Origin of the sequence: uncultured Pedobacter sp., from assembly GCF_913776295.1 — a bacterium.
Taxonomy (GTDB): Bacteria; Bacteroidota; Bacteroidia; order Sphingobacteriales; family Sphingobacteriaceae; genus Pedobacter.
This window is the reverse complement of sequence record NZ_CAJYOJ010000066.1, coordinates 17,412-32,569: the sequence shown is the minus strand read 5'-3', so window position 1 is coordinate 32,569 and position 15,158 is coordinate 17,412. Positions and strand designations below refer to the sequence as shown.

The 15,158-nt window shown below is 41.6% G+C and carries 13 protein-coding genes, 1 tRNA gene and 1 pseudogene; 11 read left to right on the top strand and 4 right to left on the bottom strand.

The window, feature by feature from the left end; all coding sequences use genetic code 11:
* The first annotated feature begins 1 nt into the window (after nucleotide 1).
* From QZ738_RS15030 to QZ738_RS15020, 3 genes are read left to right on the top strand one after another with little or no spacing between them, the layout of a single operon-like run.
* Nucleotides 2-1,210: a GTP-binding protein gene (locus tag QZ738_RS15030; protein ID WP_293788556.1), complete on the top strand. Its 1,209-nt coding sequence runs from the start codon at nucleotides 2-4 to the stop codon at nucleotides 1,208-1,210.
* A 37-nt stretch (nucleotides 1,211-1,247) separates the two neighbouring features.
* A complete protein-coding gene (locus QZ738_RS15025) occupies nucleotides 1,248-2,642 on the top strand; it encodes an alkaline phosphatase (protein ID WP_293788555.1) in 1,395 nt (464 codons plus the stop codon).
* On the top strand, nucleotides 2,629-5,058 hold the full coding sequence (locus tag QZ738_RS15020) for a TonB-dependent receptor (RefSeq protein WP_293788554.1): 2,430 nt from the start codon (nucleotides 2,629-2,631) through the stop codon (nucleotides 5,056-5,058). Before QZ738_RS15025 ends, QZ738_RS15020 begins: the two co-directional genes overlap by 14 nt.
* Before the next feature lie 7 nt (nucleotides 5,059-5,065).
* On the opposite strand, the gene mobB is transcribed toward QZ738_RS15020, so the two are convergent.
* Both mobB and mobA read right to left on the bottom strand, forming a co-directional pair.
* Nucleotides 5,066-6,346 (bottom strand): conjugal transfer protein MobB, encoded by a 1,281-nt coding sequence (gene mobB, locus QZ738_RS15015; RefSeq protein ID WP_293788553.1) that lies wholly within the window; start codon nucleotides 6,344-6,346, stop codon nucleotides 5,066-5,068.
* Nucleotides 6,347-6,354: 8 nt separating this feature from the next.
* A complete protein-coding gene (gene mobA, locus QZ738_RS15010; protein ID WP_293788552.1) occupies nucleotides 6,355-6,786 on the bottom strand; it encodes a conjugal transfer protein MobA in 432 nt (143 codons plus the stop codon).
* Nucleotides 6,787-6,915: 129 nt separating this feature from the next.
* Between mobA and QZ738_RS15005 the strand changes: the two genes are divergently transcribed.
* The 4 genes and pseudogenes from QZ738_RS15005 to QZ738_RS21365 all read left to right on the top strand — a co-directional run.
* Nucleotides 6,916-7,494 carry a hypothetical protein gene (locus QZ738_RS15005; RefSeq protein ID WP_293788551.1) on the top strand — a complete coding sequence of 193 codons (579 nt, stop codon included), beginning with the start codon at nucleotides 6,916-6,918 and terminating at the stop codon, nucleotides 7,492-7,494.
* 34 nt (nucleotides 7,495-7,528) lie between these two features.
* The gene (locus QZ738_RS15000) at nucleotides 7,529-8,296 is read left to right on the top strand and encodes a ParA family protein (protein ID WP_293788550.1); all 768 of its coding nucleotides are present in this window, start codon (nucleotides 7,529-7,531) and stop codon (nucleotides 8,294-8,296) included.
* 4 nt (nucleotides 8,297-8,300) lie between these two features.
* Nucleotides 8,301-8,750, top strand: a complete 450-nt coding sequence (locus QZ738_RS14995; RefSeq protein WP_293788549.1) for a DUF3408 domain-containing protein — start codon at nucleotides 8,301-8,303, stop codon at nucleotides 8,748-8,750.
* A gap of 12 nt (nucleotides 8,751-8,762) precedes the next feature.
* Nucleotides 8,763-9,083 (top strand): annotated as a pseudogene (locus tag QZ738_RS21365) (conjugal transfer protein TraD); the annotation flags it as partial.
* Here QZ738_RS21365 and QZ738_RS14990 read toward each other — a convergent pair.
* Entirely contained in the window at nucleotides 8,982-9,431 is a 450-nt protein-coding gene (locus QZ738_RS14990) for an Arm DNA-binding domain-containing protein (RefSeq protein ID WP_293788548.1), read from the bottom strand. The pseudogene QZ738_RS21365 and the gene QZ738_RS14990 sit on opposite strands and share 102 nt — an antisense overlap.
* Before the next feature lie 251 nt (nucleotides 9,432-9,682).
* Here QZ738_RS14990 and QZ738_RS14985 point away from each other — a divergent pair.
* Nucleotides 9,683-9,754 (top strand) — tRNA-Arg (locus QZ738_RS14985).
* A gap of 64 nt (nucleotides 9,755-9,818) precedes the next feature.
* Here the strand turns inward: QZ738_RS14985 and QZ738_RS14980 are convergent.
* Nucleotides 9,819-10,931 carry a cellulase family glycosylhydrolase gene (locus QZ738_RS14980; RefSeq protein WP_293788547.1) on the bottom strand — a complete coding sequence of 371 codons (1,113 nt, stop codon included), beginning with the start codon at nucleotides 10,929-10,931 and terminating at the stop codon, nucleotides 9,819-9,821.
* Nucleotides 10,932-10,941: 10 nt separating this feature from the next.
* Here QZ738_RS14980 and QZ738_RS14975 point away from each other — a divergent pair, with 10 nt between their 5' ends.
* The 3 genes from QZ738_RS14975 to QZ738_RS14965 are packed head-to-tail and all read left to right on the top strand — an operon-like array spanning nucleotide 10,942 to nucleotide 15,157.
* Nucleotides 10,942-12,297 carry a hypothetical protein gene (locus QZ738_RS14975; protein ID WP_293788546.1) on the top strand — a complete coding sequence of 452 codons (1,356 nt, stop codon included), beginning with the start codon at nucleotides 10,942-10,944 and terminating at the stop codon, nucleotides 12,295-12,297.
* Nucleotides 12,298-12,319: 22 nt separating this feature from the next.
* Nucleotides 12,320-14,317, top strand: a complete 1,998-nt coding sequence (locus QZ738_RS14970) for a cellulose biosynthesis cyclic di-GMP-binding regulatory protein BcsB (RefSeq protein ID WP_293788545.1) — start codon at nucleotides 12,320-12,322, stop codon at nucleotides 14,315-14,317.
* 9 nt (nucleotides 14,318-14,326) lie between these two features.
* A complete protein-coding gene (locus QZ738_RS14965) occupies nucleotides 14,327-15,157 on the top strand; it encodes a hypothetical protein (RefSeq protein ID WP_293788544.1) in 831 nt (276 codons plus the stop codon).
* The last annotated feature ends 1 nt before the right edge of the window (nucleotide 15,158 follow it).

The window sequence follows — 15,158 nt, the reverse complement described above, 5'->3', positions numbered from 1 at the left end:
TATGACAGTTAAAAAAAAACTCCCGGTAACCGTATTGAGCGGATTTCTCGGTGCAGGTAAAACAACCCTGCTCAACCACATCCTACATAACAAAGAAGGGCTGAAAGTTGCTGTTATCGTTAATGATATGAGCGAGGTCAACGTAGATGTCCGCTTGGTAGAAAATGAAAACACATTATCCCGTACCGAAGAAAAACTGGTGGAAATGAGCAATGGCTGTATATGCTGTACACTCCGCGAGGATTTAATCATAGAAGTTGAGAAACTGGCCAAAGAAGGTCGTTTCGACTATCTACTCATTGAAAGCACCGGTATCAGCGAACCTGTTCCCGTGGCGCAGACTTTTTCTTTTGTGGATGAGGAAAACGGTATTGACCTTTCCCGTTTCAGCTATGTTGATACAATGGTTACGGTAGTAGATTGTCTCAACTTCTTTAAGGATTTCAGCACAAACGAACTGCTGCAAGACCGTGAACTGACGGATATGGAGGGCGATAACCGAACCATCGTAAACCTGTTGACCGACCAAATCGAATTTGCCAATGTCATCATTCTGAATAAAACTGATTTGGTAGATGAGGGTACCGTTGGGGTGCTAAAAGCGGCAATTCACAAACTGAACCCCGGGGCCAACATTATTACCTCTTCTTTCGGCAAAGTAATGCCCGGTAAAATACTGAATACGGGGTTGTTCGACTTTGAGGAAGCCCAGAACTCGGCTGGCTGGCAGAAGGAACTGGAAGCGGAACACCATACTCCCGAAACGGAAGAATATGGGATAACTTCTTTTGTATTCCGTAATCAAAGACCCTTTCATCCCGAACGTTTCTGGAAATACCTGAACGAAGAATATCCCCACGGGATCATAAGGGCAAAAGGTTTATTCTGGCTGGCTTCACGCCCAGATACAGCACTTAACTTTTCACAGGCGGGTGGCTCTTCCAGGTTGGAAAGTGCAGGTGTATGGTGGTGCAGTATGCCCCTTGCCCAACGGGAGAACTACGCTTCGTTTATCGATAACCGGCACGTGATTGAAGGGCGCTGGAGCAAGCAATGGGGCGACCGTATGAATGAGCTCGTCTTCATCGGCCAGGAAATCGACAAGGAACAGATGATTGCCGATTTGGAAAAATGCCTGCTGCAAGATGATGAACAATACCTGTTTGATAAGATGATAAGGTTTAAAGACCCATTTCCTGAAAATATCTAATTATGGAAATATTGCATTTTCGAAAAAATCAATAAAAATGGAAAGACGTAAATTTTTAAGGGGCTCTGCTCTGATATCGGGTTTGATGGCTGTAAGCCCGCTTGAAGCACTTAAAGCTACACCGATTGTAAGTTCAAAAAAGTTCCCATCGAAAGCAAAGAATATCATCTTTATGGTAAGCGATGGGATGAGTTCAGGCACTTTAGCAATGGCAGATCTATATTCCCGGAAAATGTTGGGCAAAGGTACCAACTGGATGAACCTTTATTTAGAGAATAAGGTATCAAGGGCAGTGATGGACACGGCATCAGCCAGTTCCATCGTTACCGATTCAGCAGCGGCAAGTTCTGCATTTGGCGGAGGCACGAGGGTTAAAAACGGAATGCTGAACGTGGGACCCAATGGAGAAAACTATCTTCCCATTTGGCAATACGCTAAAAGTAAAGGCAAAAAAGCCGGATGTGTAACAACGGTAACCATAACTCACGCAACGCCTGCTGGCTTCTGTATCAATTCAGCGAAAAGAAGTGCCGAACCTGAAATTGCAGAAATGTATGCGGAATTTGGTTTCGATGTGATGATGGGTGGCGGTGATGAGTTTTTTAATCCCGAAAAGAGAAAGGACAAGAAGGACATTTATGCACTATTTAGCCAAAAGGACTATGCTATTCTAAAAGACCGTTCAGACCTAAAGAAAATAACAAAGGGCAAACCATTATTAGGGGTTTTTAATACAGGTGCGCTGCCCTACACTTTGGACAGGAATAATATCCCGACTTTGCAGAACACGCCTACACTGGCTGAAATGGCAAAGGCGGCCATTGATCAGATGAAAGATAACAAGGAAGGTTTTGTGCTGCAGGTAGAGGGAGGAAAGGTAGATTGGGCAGCCCACGCAAATGATATTGGTGCACTTGTGCACGACCAGCTTGCTTTTGATGAGGCCATAAAGGTGGTAATGGATTTTGCCGAAAAGGACAAAAACACTTTAGTAATCATTACCACAGATCACGGCAATGCCAACCCCGGAACAATCTATGGTGATGCCGCAAGTAAGAATTTTGAAAGCATTGCGCAGTATAAATATACCAATGAATACCTGCTCAATTCTTTGCACGCAAACTTTAACCTGCAACAAATCAAAGATGTGGTATTTGAGGTCAATGGATTCAGTTTATCCGACAAAGAAGCCATCGAAATTTTAGGTTTCTATAACGGATTGGAAAAGGAGGATGGCTTGTACAACTATAAAAAACTTCCTTACCACTTATACGCTGAGATCCAGAAAAAACATAATTCTGTAGGCTGGATCAGTATGGACCACAGCGGCGATTATGTTGAATTGGCAATGTACGGTTCTGGGAGCGAACAGCTCAGACCTTTTATGAAAAATACAGACGTCCACCAATTGATGAAAAATGCGATTACATAAATCACATAAAAATATCTGGATGAAATCGTTTTTGTTATTTGGCATTACGCTGCTTTTGGCAATTCCCCGCTTAGGTATTGCCCAAACATTCACTATTAAAGGTGACGTGCGCAGTGAGGATGGTGCTATTCCTTATGCGAATATTGAACTGAGAAACCTTTCAGATAGCGTAAAGCAGTATGCAATCAGTGACAGTCTGGGCTCGTACGCATTTAGGACAAAAAAACCGGGAGATTACATTATCAAAGCATCAAGATTAAATTTCGGGGATTACATAAGCGACACCCTCCATATTGGGGCCGGGAATGAAAATCGTACACTGAATATCATACTTATTAGAAAAGAAACTGCTTTACAGCAAGTAACCGTTACCGCCAAAAAACAGTTATTTGAAACTGATAAAGGAAAACTGGTTTACAACGTACAAAACTCCGCACTTACGGCCGGACAAACGGCCTTCGACCTGTTGAAGAACCTGCCTGGCGTAATTATTGGGCAAAATGATGAGATACAGTTCCGTGGTTCTGCGGGAATCAATGTAATGATTGATGGGAAGATGACCTATCTTTCTGGCAATCAATTGTCCAACTACCTCAAGGGAATGAGTGCAGAAGACCTAAATAAAATTGAACTAATCACCACGCCACCAGCTGAATATGATGCTGCGGGCAACGCAGGAATCATTAACATCATTCCCAAGAAAAATCAGAAACAGGGTTACGCGGTTGATTTGCGAACGTCCATTTCTAAAGGAAAATTCTGGATGAACAACCAGAACGTTGCTGCCAGTTTCAGGGCCAAAAAATGGAATGTGAACGGGATGCTCGATTTTAAAACTCCGCATAGCTATATGCTGAGCAAAAGCGGTAATACCATTAACGACAACGGTAACCTGATTCAATTAGTTCGGGAAAATGATAACTCCTACAAAATCAAATATTACACCTGGCGCTTTGGTACAGAGTGGCAGTTTCTTCCAAAGCATAAATTGGGACTGAACTACCACGGTTATTTTGATGATTTCGGTAGCTTCAAGCATTCGGATGTAAAAAAGTACGACAACGCAGGTAATTTACAATCACTTATACGCTCTGGTGTGGAAATCATCGAACCTTATCACTACGATGCGGTCAATTTGAACTATAGGTTTGATATTGATAGTTTGGGCAAAAAGATCACCGCTGATGCACACTATACATCCTATCGCAATTTTTCGGATGCCGTGCTGAGAACGAAAAACTATACGGCCGGCGGCACATTTATAAATGAAGACCTGTTACGTTCTCACCAGCCAGGATTTGTAAAAATAAAATCAGTACAGTCCGATGCAGATCTCCCCTTCAGAAAATTTATTTTAAAAGCAGGTTTAAAGTATGCCGAGGCGGCAAATGATAACAAATACCGTTATGACAGCTTGCAGGCCGGAAACTATGTTGAAGCGCAGTCGATGACCAACCATTTCAAATACAGCGAACGCATCGCAGCGGTCTATCTATCTGGAGCTAAAAAAATGGGAAAAACGAGTATTGAAGCTGGTCTTCGCCTCGAACATACCAATGCAAAAGGCTATACGGTTAAGCAGGACATTAGCAACAACTGGTTATACACTAAATTGTTTCCGTCTTTGGCTGTTGAACAGACTTTAAGTGAGAATAATAAAATAGATTTTTCAGTCAGTAAGCGTATTAACAGACCATCGTACACTGAACTGAACCCTGTGCGCTGGTATTCTGATCAGTATTTCTATTACTCTGGCAATCCCAATCTCCTTCCGGAAATTGCTTGGGTATATAATATCAATTATAGCTTCTACCAAAAATACATATTCACAGTTTCTTGGAACCAGAGTAACAATTACATTAACCGGAGATTAGTAATAGATGATAATGGCACAACCATTAAAAGCCAGAGTGATAACTTTGGATCACGAAAACGCTTTGATCTGACAATTTCTGCGCCTGTAAAACTGTTATCATTTTGGGATGTCCAAGCATTTGCTAATATCAATTATACCTCTTACCCAATCTCGCAATTAACTGGCGATAAACTGCTATCCAAATGGTCGGCGATGTATTCGCTTCAGCAAAATTTTGTATTGCCGAAGGGTTTCAAGATGAATGTAGCAGCCTATTATTACACCTCAGAGCTAAGAGGAATCTATAAAACAAAGCCAGCGGGTTGGATTGATTTCGGAATTAAAAAGTCGTTTTATGGAAACAAACTGGATGCGCAGTTCAGTATCAATGATGTATTGAATACCAATCGTTATCGTGCCTCATCCCTCAGCAATATTTCCAATTACTATTACGATGACAAACCATATAGCCGGATATTTGGCTTGTCCTTCCGCTATCATTTTGGCGGTGACCTAATTAAAGCGGCCAACAAAAAAACTGAAGAGCAGGAACGGCTTTAAAGTGTTATCAACGTCGTGTCCTTCTCCTTTTCCTCTTCATCTTATTTGCAAAGTCCTGTTCCTCGTAATCTTCGCCCTGCGCTTCGGGCAATAAACCACCAAACGCTTCAATCAAACCGTCTTCGTGTTTGTCCGTAGTTAAAAAGTCGAACAAAGGGTGTGGTTCTTCCGCAGGAAGATCCGCATCATTTGATGTGGATAGTTTGGGTTGTAAAACAGCAGGTTCTTTAATATCCGGTTTGATGTTATTGTTCCAATAATCGTTAAAGGTATTGGCAGAAAGTTCCTTTGCCAAACGTGAGCCGTTCCATACGGCTTTTGAATTATGGTCTATAAAAGTTATTCCATAAATACGCTCTGCATCATTTCTCCGAACGACCACGTTAATACCCTGTTCTGCCAATTGCTTTTTAAAGCTCAATTCATCGCTGGTCGATTTTAAAGCATTGGTAATAGCTGATTTTAAAGTTTGTTTGGTCGGGCTGTCTTTCAAAGCCGTTTTGCATTTCGCAAAATGCAATTCCAAAGCAGTAAGCCCTGCGCCCTTTCCGAACAGCGAGGTCTTGAATGGATGTCCGGCTCTTTCGCCTTTCTCATTCAACGGAATATATAATAAGCCCTGTTGCATCTTTCCGTGTAATTCGCCCTCGATTTTCTCGGTTGTAATATTGAACAAGGAAAGCAGGGCATTGTATTCTCCCAAAGTTTGGTACTGGTAGTAGTTCGGCAGGTGGCGAACAACCGAAGCGATTTGACTTTTTACATCGCCTGCCCGATAATCTACCGGACGGAAAACCTTATCAGTCTGGTTACGCTCTTTGTCGGTGGCGGGTATCAGCCCGTGTTTTCTTTCCAGTTCACGGCATACATTCATAGACCGCATTTTCTCGAATTTGTCCGAAATCTTTTTGCCCTGCTCATCCACACAAACCGATACAATGTGTATATGGCTACGGTCAATATCGGTATGTTTGAATACGACAAAAGGCTGTTCGTCGTAACCCATTTCCCGCATATACTGTTCTGTCATTTCTCGATATTTCTCATCGCTTAACTTGTCATTCGGGTCAGGATTGAGTGAAATGTGCAGCGTATGTTTTTCTGTATTACGGTTCGCTATCAGGTAAGGGGCAAAAGACTGGGCTAATTGTGCAACTGAATAATGCCCGTTGGCGGTTTCAATTATCTTATTGGCAAACAAAATCTGTCCGTTTTCATTCTCCACTTTAAGCTGATTGTATGCCAACGCACCGTATAAATTTTCGCTTCTGCCAATTTTCGCTATCATTTCTACCGCTATTTTTTGAGATATTTTGCATCAAATTCCTCGCTTAGCTGAATGATTTTTTGGCATAGCATCGCCATTTCTGCAGTCTGTTTTTCCAGTTTGTACAGAAATGCAGCAGCCTTTTTCTCGGAAAAATGCTTGTACAGCAACTTTACAACCTGGTTATAGTTTATCCCTACGGAGCGAAATTGACTGTGAAACGAAGTCAATCGCATATAAAAATCAACCGTTCCTTTGTCAATTTTAACCGACTTCATTTCCTTATTGAACAACAGGGCGATGATAAATTTTGCCTTATTGGACATTCCCGATGCTTCAAAAAGCGATAAAAGTTTGGCGTTTTCTTCGTCTGTAAGACGGAAAACGTGGCGGTGGATGCTTGGGTCTATTTTAGGAGTCCGCCCGCCCTTATTCTGTTTACTGTTACTGTTCTCGTTCATCACAAATTCATTTATAATTCACACAAAACCCTGACTTCGGAAGGTGTTTTCTGCCCCCTGCAAAGGGCAAGTTGTTTTGAGGCACGAACTCGGTTTCGAGTGCCTCAAAACACAACTTGCCGTGTTCCGGTGAACACAAAAATCCGCCCTGCGGGACGGATTGAATGTAACAGGGAAAACGGCTCGATGCCGTTGCTGTTATGTCCTGATTTGCCAGTTGAGGTTTGCATAAATCCGTTAATAAAAATCATTTTACAAAGTAAGCCCCTCTTTACGAAAGCATTGTATAGTGCGGCAGTGCCAAACACTGCCTTTGAAAGCCAAACAGTGCCACCACTGTACAACCGAGTGAATTTGATGAGTTCTTTGCCCTTGAATGTTGGCAGGCAGACAGCTCGTACTTCAGGACGAGCAGACGGCACACATTCAAGACGGCAGGTGAGCCAGCCTGCAAGAAAGCAAGAGCGCAGGAATGACGGAAAGCGTGACAGCCTGTTATCAGGCTATCACGCCTGCGTGACGGATGGAATGACGAACGGAACGAATGCAAGAACGCAATCCTGCCTGATAAGATGCCTGAATGAAAGCATTGCTGCTGTACCGCAGGGAAGCAGGCAATCAGCAATTCCCGCAAGCAAGCCTGATAGCTATCCTGCAAGAAAGACAGCACAAAATCAGGACTGCGCGGCTGAAAGCCTGCAAGACTGAAAACAGGAAGATGTAAACTTTAAATTTTAAAAATATGGACACAAAAAAGAAACCTCTGTTTGTCGCCTTTTCTTCTCAAAAAGGCGGTGTTGGCAAAAGCACATTTACTACGCTTGTTGCAAGCACAATGCACTATCGGTTGGGCTACAACATAGCCGTATTTGATGCGGATTTTCCGCAGCACAGCCTGATGAAAATGAAAACCCGTGATTTGGCAATGGTAATGGAAAATGAGGCGTTGAAAAAACTGGCGTATAAGCAGTTTACCACCATCAACAAAAAAGCCTATCCCATTATGCAGCACAAAGCGGATAGCGTACTCGATGCGGCACACGAATTTGTAAACACATCTCCCGTTCCGCTTGATGTGCTGTTCTTCGACCTGCCCGGAACCGTGAACACGCCCGGCATCCTGAAAGCATTGGCAGGTATGCACCACATTTTTACACCCATTACGGCAGACCGTGTGGTAATGGAAAGTACGCTCATTTTCACGCAGCTTTTACAGGATGTGATTATGAAGAAAGGCGAAACTTCCATACAAACCATTAACCTGTTTTGGAACCAGGTGGACGGCAGGGAAAGCACACCTTTATACGATGTGTACAATCAGCTTATCGGGCAACTGGGGTTAAGCCTGATGCAAAGCCAAATCAAGAACAGCACCCGTTTTCGCAAGGAAAGCGAAGCCGACAGCAAAACGGTTTTCCGTTCTACCGTAATGCCACCCGATGAGCGTTTGATGAAAGCCTGCCAGTTAGACCTGTTCATTAGGGAATTTTTAAACATCATTCAATTGTAGTGCTATGGAAAAAGACAATAAAAGAAAAGTCACGCCGGAAATTAACGAGGAAATGATGATGAACCTGATGGTGGATGGCGTTAAAAAAGACGGCTTACAGTTACCGCCAGAACCTGCCGAAGAGCAGGTAAAGGAAGCGGTAAAAGACGAGGTGCAACAGGAAGAATTATCACAAAGCAAACCCGTACAACGGGAAAGAAACCGCACAAAGAAAAACCTTGACGGAAGCTACTGCGAACACTTTTTGAAAACCCATTCGATGACAAAACGGGGCGATAAAAGCATTTATATCCGGCAGGAATACCACGAACGGCTATCCCGTATTGTACAGGTAATCGGCAAAGATGCCATACCCCTGTATGCCTATCTCGATAACATACTGGAGCATCATTTTGAGCTATTTGAAAAAGCCATTACCGATGATTTCAACGAAAAGTTTAAACCCATTTTTTAAAGCAACCTTATTATGGAAATCGTAATTGTGATATGCCTGCTGATAGTCATTATCCTGCTTTTGCAGGATAAGATTGTCATTCATAAAAGGTCGGAGCAAAAGCCTACACAGGAAAAAGTTAACCCGAACCTGCCCGATATTATGGGACAGCCCAAGCCAGTAAAAAGCCATTCCCTGCCAAACACTGCCATTGAAAGCCAAATAACGGAACCGGATATAAACCCTGATAATTTAGACATTGAATACGACGAAAACGAAAACGTCAGCATTCAAATTCCGCAGGAAGAACTGGACGAAGTTTTCAGCAATATGCCTGATTTGGAGGAAGAGGAAAACTTTTAGGATAGCATCATCCATTACACCAACACCTAAAAACGATAGCTTTACTTTTTGGGCGGTCGCAAAGCCCTCGTGCTTCAGCATATCTTCATAAATCTTGTCGATGCGCCCACGTATGTTATCCAGTTTCTTATTGATGCTTAATGCCTGCGCACTTTTGCCCTGAACTCTTCCGTGTTTTAAATCCCAATTATTGGGGTCAATTTCTAACTTTGTTCCGAAAGTCTTCGGGGTTCCGTCAATGGTAATACGTGCCATAATCGGGGCATTACCGTTCTTTTTCAGTTCGTTCTTTTTCAGGTAGAAAAGTAGTTTGAACGTGGACTTTTTTGTCTGCTCCATAACTCAAATGTTTAACGTTTAAAAGTTAAGATATGAAATTACCATTGTCAATCGGTAACGAATTAGTAACCTAACCTTGTCAATTTAAGCCCGAAACCTATCAGACACCGACTTCCTAACTAAGACTACTCTTTTTATAAATCCTTGTATAGCAAAGGTTTTAACCGTTTTGCTTATTTTTGCTTTTTACTAATCTTTTTTTATTAAAAATGCAAAAAAAATAAGTTTTCAAATCCTATATTTGCAGCCTTGCTCCCGTAGTTCAATGGATAGAATTATGGTTTCCGGTACCATCGATATGAGTTCGAATCTCGTCGGGAGCACAAAAACGAGACAAATCAGTTTTACGCTGGTTGTCTCGTTTTTACGTTAGCTCCCACGCTAACTTTATTTTCTAAAGAAATCTACCATACAGGGGCTCAATGTTTTCATACCTGGCTTACCATTAAAGATGGAAAAATTTTCATCATATTCCCAAACCATCCATGGAATAGCAAGCCGATCAAGTTCGTTTTTAACAACAGTTAAGTAATTGCATATGCTCTGCCCGGATGCATATTTTCGGTATACACCATACTCACCACATAATATCGGTACATGGTGGGTGTCAGACCATTGCTTAATGATCAGCAATTTATCATGTACCGCTCCGGCCTTTCCTTCATTTTGGTAATTTTTATAATTTGCTTCTCCGGCCGTACCCTTTGCAGATGGGGCCATAGGAGGCATTTGGCGATCCTGGTAAGGAAAAGGGATACCCGTGGTAGATACCTGTTTCCCAATCCAACCGGCTCCCTGATGGGTAAATATAAAGGGTTCGTAAAAATGAAAGGTATATATGATATTTTTAAAGGGTAACGGGGTAATCCTGCTTAACTCATACATGCTGTTGTAGTTTGAGCCTCCTATAATAATCGTCCTATCAGGCGACATCTTCCGAATAACCGCGATCAGCTGCTGCGCAACAGGAAGCCATTGCTGATCGTTTACTACCGGTTCGTTCAGCAGTTCAAAGTAAAGGCTGTTGCAACTTATTTTTCGGTAACGCTTTTCAAGAAATGTCCAAAGTGCCAACAGTTGTTGCGTGTCATACTGTAAATATTCTGCCCTGAGGTTTCCATAATGGTTTACCAGTACCAATCGGACCCGGTATCGGATGGCTTTTTTTATCACCGCATCAATATCTGAAAGCAGTTTAGCTTTCTGCAAATCGCTGCCCTGGATATAAAAATGCTGGAAAGCAACGGGCAGGCGGATTGTTTTAAGTCCTAAACCAGTAATCAAACGGAAATCGGCATCGGTTAATTTATTAAGATACAATGCTTTGGGATTCCAATATTGTTCAAGCCAGGATACATTAATACCCCGACCTAACTGGCCGGCGCGCCATTGAGACAGGCGGTATGTTTGTGCATAACCGAACTGCACAAAAATAATCAGAAGCAATACTATGTATTTTTTTTGTGTCAATTCTTTTTTTTTGCTATGTTTAAAATTCATCCCTGACATCATGAATATCTCTGCCGTAACTGGTACCTCAGACGCTGTTTATGTCAGTGATGCGGTATATGAACAGCAATTAACAAAAAAATCGATATACTACGCCAATATTATTATTTGGACAGTTATATTTTTATATCCCTTACTGGGCATATTAGACTATGTGTATGCCTATCCTATCTATCAGGTACTTTTTCTCAGTAAAATAATTATTGTAGTCCTCATCTATGCCGTTTACGACATTTCAATTAGGCTTGGAAAATCTACGGATTCGGCACTGCATACGGCATTTATCCTGATCGCGCTGAACGCTTCCATCATCTGCAATATCGTACCATTTGATATCGCTCCTGTATTTTTTATGGCTTTTGCGAGTTTATCCATGCTTTTCAACCTGGTTGTTTTCTGGAATCCGATAAACTCGTTTGGTCATTTTTTTGCAACGCTTCTGTTGATGGCTGTAGGGTACCACCTCCTTAATACGGTTAGTGTAGAAACCTATATTACCCAAGGGGCCGGACTGTTTATCATGATTCTTTTTTTTTCCAGCTTTATCCCGATGGCCAGGTACGATATCATCAGGAAAAACACTCTGAATAATTTGCGTATAAAACAAACAACAGCTCAGCTTAATTTGCTGCATGAGGAACTGATAGAGAAAAACCAGCAGGTAGAAATATCAAACTCGAGGTTAACCGGCCTTGTTATGCAACAGGATAGCTTTATGGCCTTTGTACGTGAAGATATCCTGAATTTTGTCGGTTCAATTAATTTATCGGCCAACGCGATGAGAGAACCCGAGCATAAATCTCATAACCTGCAACACATCGAAATCATAAATGAAAATATACTTCGGCTGAAACAGCTTGCTGAACTTTTCCCTAATGATCATTCCAAACTGTCAAGTGATATTGTACTATCGCTAAAAAAAGTCAATCTTCTTGCCAGTACTCAGGCAGTAGCCAGCTGTTTGATGAACAGTTTTGGGTATCCTGACATACACTTTAGTATGGATTTACAAAAACAATGGCCAACCGTTCAGTTGGACCAGCTTTATACCGATCAGATTCTTTTTAACCTCTTTGCAAACTGTTTTAAGTTCTGCAACAATAACGAAATGATTGATTGCCGGATGGAGGAAGGTAATAACAGAATTCATCTTATCATCAATTGTATCTCTCCTGGCGTAGCTGCAGATGATGTGGCAAACGAATGGAAATCTGCCATAGTAACAGCACAAAGCCTTCATAAGGGGCTTGGCCCAGGTTTCTACGTTGCCAAACTGCTCGCTGAAAAAATGGGGGGAGAACTCATTTACCACAAATACCAAACCCATAACGGTTACGTACTGGCTTTTAACCTATAATACCTTTCAAATTTTTATCCAGATGAAAAAATTACTGATCGTTTTCGCACTTTTTATTAGCTATATACCAGGTTTCGCACAGAAATCTTTCGAATCTTACGGATATCAAGCCCAGCTGATCAGAGGTACTGAAGGACAATCTATTTATTATGTACGCGTACTTCCGAGCCAACAGATGGATAAAAGCACCATAATCATCCATTTCCAGGCATCAAAGATATTGAATACAGCAAAATCATTTATCCATATACTGGTTAACGATATGCCGGCCATGAGCAGCAAGTTTCAAACAGACAGCATCAACAGATTGGTGGTACCAATAAGTAAAAGCAATAACAGCACTTCTGATTTTTTAAAAATTACGGTCAAATCGCAGCTAATGATTGGGGATGATGTTTGCCAGGATGACAACCATGCTGGCTTATGGCTAAATATTTTGCCAAGCTCTACTATATACTGGGCAAAAAACAAGCTATACGGGCCTTCCAGCGTAAATCTTTCCAATACTCTTTTTAGTAAAAAAGCGATTGTTTATCCTAATGATATTTCGGCTGCTGAACTACAGACGGTTGCATTAACCTATGCCAAACTGTTAAGGAGTGGTACAGACAGAATAGATCTTTATCCGATTTCTCGGATGCCACAAGGTTTGGATAATTTTATCGCTATCGGGCTAATGCATAAGCTCAAGCCAAAATTTGGCTCCAAATTAAATTTTGCCCCGAAAAAGGGTCAGGGCATTCTTTATCTGAACAAAGAACCCGATACTACAAAGTCTGGATTGCTCAGGCAAATCCTGTTTGTAACCGCAGCAGATGTTGCCGGAATGAGCAAAGCTACTGATGCCCTGTTAACCCCGGGGATTTTGGGCAGTAGTTTTCAGGATATATTAAAAGTTGACAGAGCAGCTTATAAGCCACTGGAGAAAAAAACCAGACTTAATCTTTCAGATCTTGAAGACAATAATAATTTAATGACGGGTACAGGAAGCTTAAACCATGATTACCGATTTAAAACATCGGTATTCAGTACACTTCCTGCAGCACTAAACTGTCAGTTTGAAATCAAGTTTTCTGGCCTTGAGCAAAAAGACAGGGGTTATTTCAATGTTTATTTAAATGATATACTACTTACCAGCAGACAATTGAATGAATCTGGCACATTACAGGTAAGTGCATCAGTGAACCGCTACCAGATCAAAAAATTTAATACGCTCAGAACAGAATTTGTTTTTTACCCCGCCAGCGGATTATGTAAGGGTAATTTCCAACATTTTATCGGACAGGTTGATGCTTCAAAATCGTTTATAGAGGTGGCTGATAACCTGGAGGAAAAGCAGGTCAGTTTTTATAGTTATCCTGATGTTTTTCAACAGGGAACAGCAATTTTGGTTGCAAAAAACATGCTTTCTTACGCTGTAAAAGCAATTTGTGAATTAGCCTACCAATTAAACGACCACCCTAGTAATGAGATTGTATACCGACCTGTTATTGATTTCAGCAACAATGCCGCTAAGTATAAGGGACGCAACATTGTATTGATCACCGATAGGCAGGATCGGTTGCTCAGCAATTTTAAGGAGATGCCATTGCAGTATAGAACTGATTTTACCATATATGACGAGCAGCCCGGTGAAGCGATCTATAAACTTTCGTCACCCGAAGCTGCAGCCATTTCGCAGATATTCAAAGATCAGGATTATCCTTTGGTACTTTCAGTTACCGCATTGCCAGATCATGCTGCCACAGTGCTTTTAGCAAATAGCATTCTGGATTTAAATGAACAATTAAACCTGCTTTCCGGAAACACAATGATCAACAGTAAAGATAGCCACCTCATCTTCAACCTAGAAAGAAGCAGCAACAATATTGTTTACCAGGGCGATGGCAACGGCCGCTGGCAAACACTTTGGTTCAAATACAAATTACTACTACTTGCAGGCGTACTGTTCCTCATTTTCCTGGCCTATCTGTATGTCCGTTCAAAGGTAAACAAATCACAAAAAATTGTAACCCAATAAGCTATTTCCATGAATACCAAAGCCATAAAATTTATTTTCGCTACCATTATTCCATTTTTCATGGTACAGGATGCCCTGGCAAGCGGTTTTCCTATGCGGAAAGGTAAAGCACTACTTGCCCCATACTTAAGTTATTTTGTGGCCAACCAGTACCGGGATCTTAAAGGCCAGAAGTACAATTATGCTAATGGCGGGAAATATAGTTCATTTACAATGCAGCTTTATATGGAATATGGCATCACCGATCACCTCGACCTGGTTGCAAAACTCCCTTTAACTGCTGCTCAGTTTAAAGATAATGTACAGCGAAACAGCAATACTGCACTTTCGGATGTAGAAATAGGTCTTAAATACAACCTGTTAGCATTTAACCAAAAAAAATACTTTCTGTCGGCACAGGCGCTGGCGGCAATTCCGCTGTATGGAAAAAATGGTAACCCAGGTACAGGTTATGGGCAGTTCGGTTCGGAACTTAAATTATTATTTAGCGGGAGTAATACTGATGCTTATTTTAATGTTGAAGCGGGTTACAGGCAATATTTTGGCAACAGGTTCGGTAATGTGGGACAAGTGAGTTACATCGCAACATCAGGATGGCATCTGGGCAAAAATAATCAGCTTATGGGTGAGGTAAATGGCGTTAGTTCATTAAGATCGAATCAGTTTAATCCCGAAAATCCTGCTTCTAATACCGAATTCACGTTTATTAAAGCCAACATCAGCTTCGGGCAACGCATTACTGGTGATAACTGGGTATTTGCGGGGCTTTTTCATGATATATTCAATAGGAACTCGGGCATTGGCCAGGGTGTTGCTTTGACGGGAATTATACGCTTTTAGC

Bases quoted from the DNA above. Each gene is read 5' to 3' on its own strand.
- QZ738_RS15000 (WP_293788550.1), top strand. From the start codon at position 7,529: ATGGACACAAAAAAGAAACCTCTGTTTGTCGCCTTTTCTTCTCAAAAA.
- QZ738_RS14980 (WP_293788547.1), bottom strand. From the start codon at position 10,931: ATGAATTTTAAACATAGCAAAAAAAAAGAATTGACACAAAAAAAATAC.
- QZ738_RS15025 (WP_293788555.1), top strand. From the start codon at position 1,248: ATGGAAAGACGTAAATTTTTAAGGGGCTCTGCTCTGATATCGGGTTTG.
- mobB (WP_293788553.1), bottom strand. From the start codon at position 6,346: ATGATAGCGAAAATTGGCAGAAGCGAAAATTTATACGGTGCGTTGGCA.
- QZ738_RS14970 (WP_293788545.1), top strand. From the start codon at position 12,320: ATGAAAAAATTACTGATCGTTTTCGCACTTTTTATTAGCTATATACCA.
- mobA (WP_293788552.1), bottom strand. From the start codon at position 6,786: ATGAACGAGAACAGTAACAGTAAACAGAATAAGGGCGGGCGGACTCCT.
- QZ738_RS14990 (WP_293788548.1), bottom strand. From the start codon at position 9,431: ATGGAGCAGACAAAAAAGTCCACGTTCAAACTACTTTTCTACCTGAAA.
- QZ738_RS14975 (WP_293788546.1), top strand. From the start codon at position 10,942: ATGAATATCTCTGCCGTAACTGGTACCTCAGACGCTGTTTATGTCAGT.
- QZ738_RS15030 (WP_293788556.1), top strand. From the start codon at position 2: ATGACAGTTAAAAAAAAACTCCCGGTAACCGTATTGAGCGGATTTCTC.
- QZ738_RS14995 (WP_293788549.1), top strand. From the start codon at position 8,301: ATGGAAAAAGACAATAAAAGAAAAGTCACGCCGGAAATTAACGAGGAA.
- QZ738_RS14965 (WP_293788544.1), top strand. From the start codon at position 14,327: ATGAATACCAAAGCCATAAAATTTATTTTCGCTACCATTATTCCATTT.
- QZ738_RS15020 (WP_293788554.1), top strand. From the start codon at position 2,629: ATGCGATTACATAAATCACATAAAAATATCTGGATGAAATCGTTTTTG.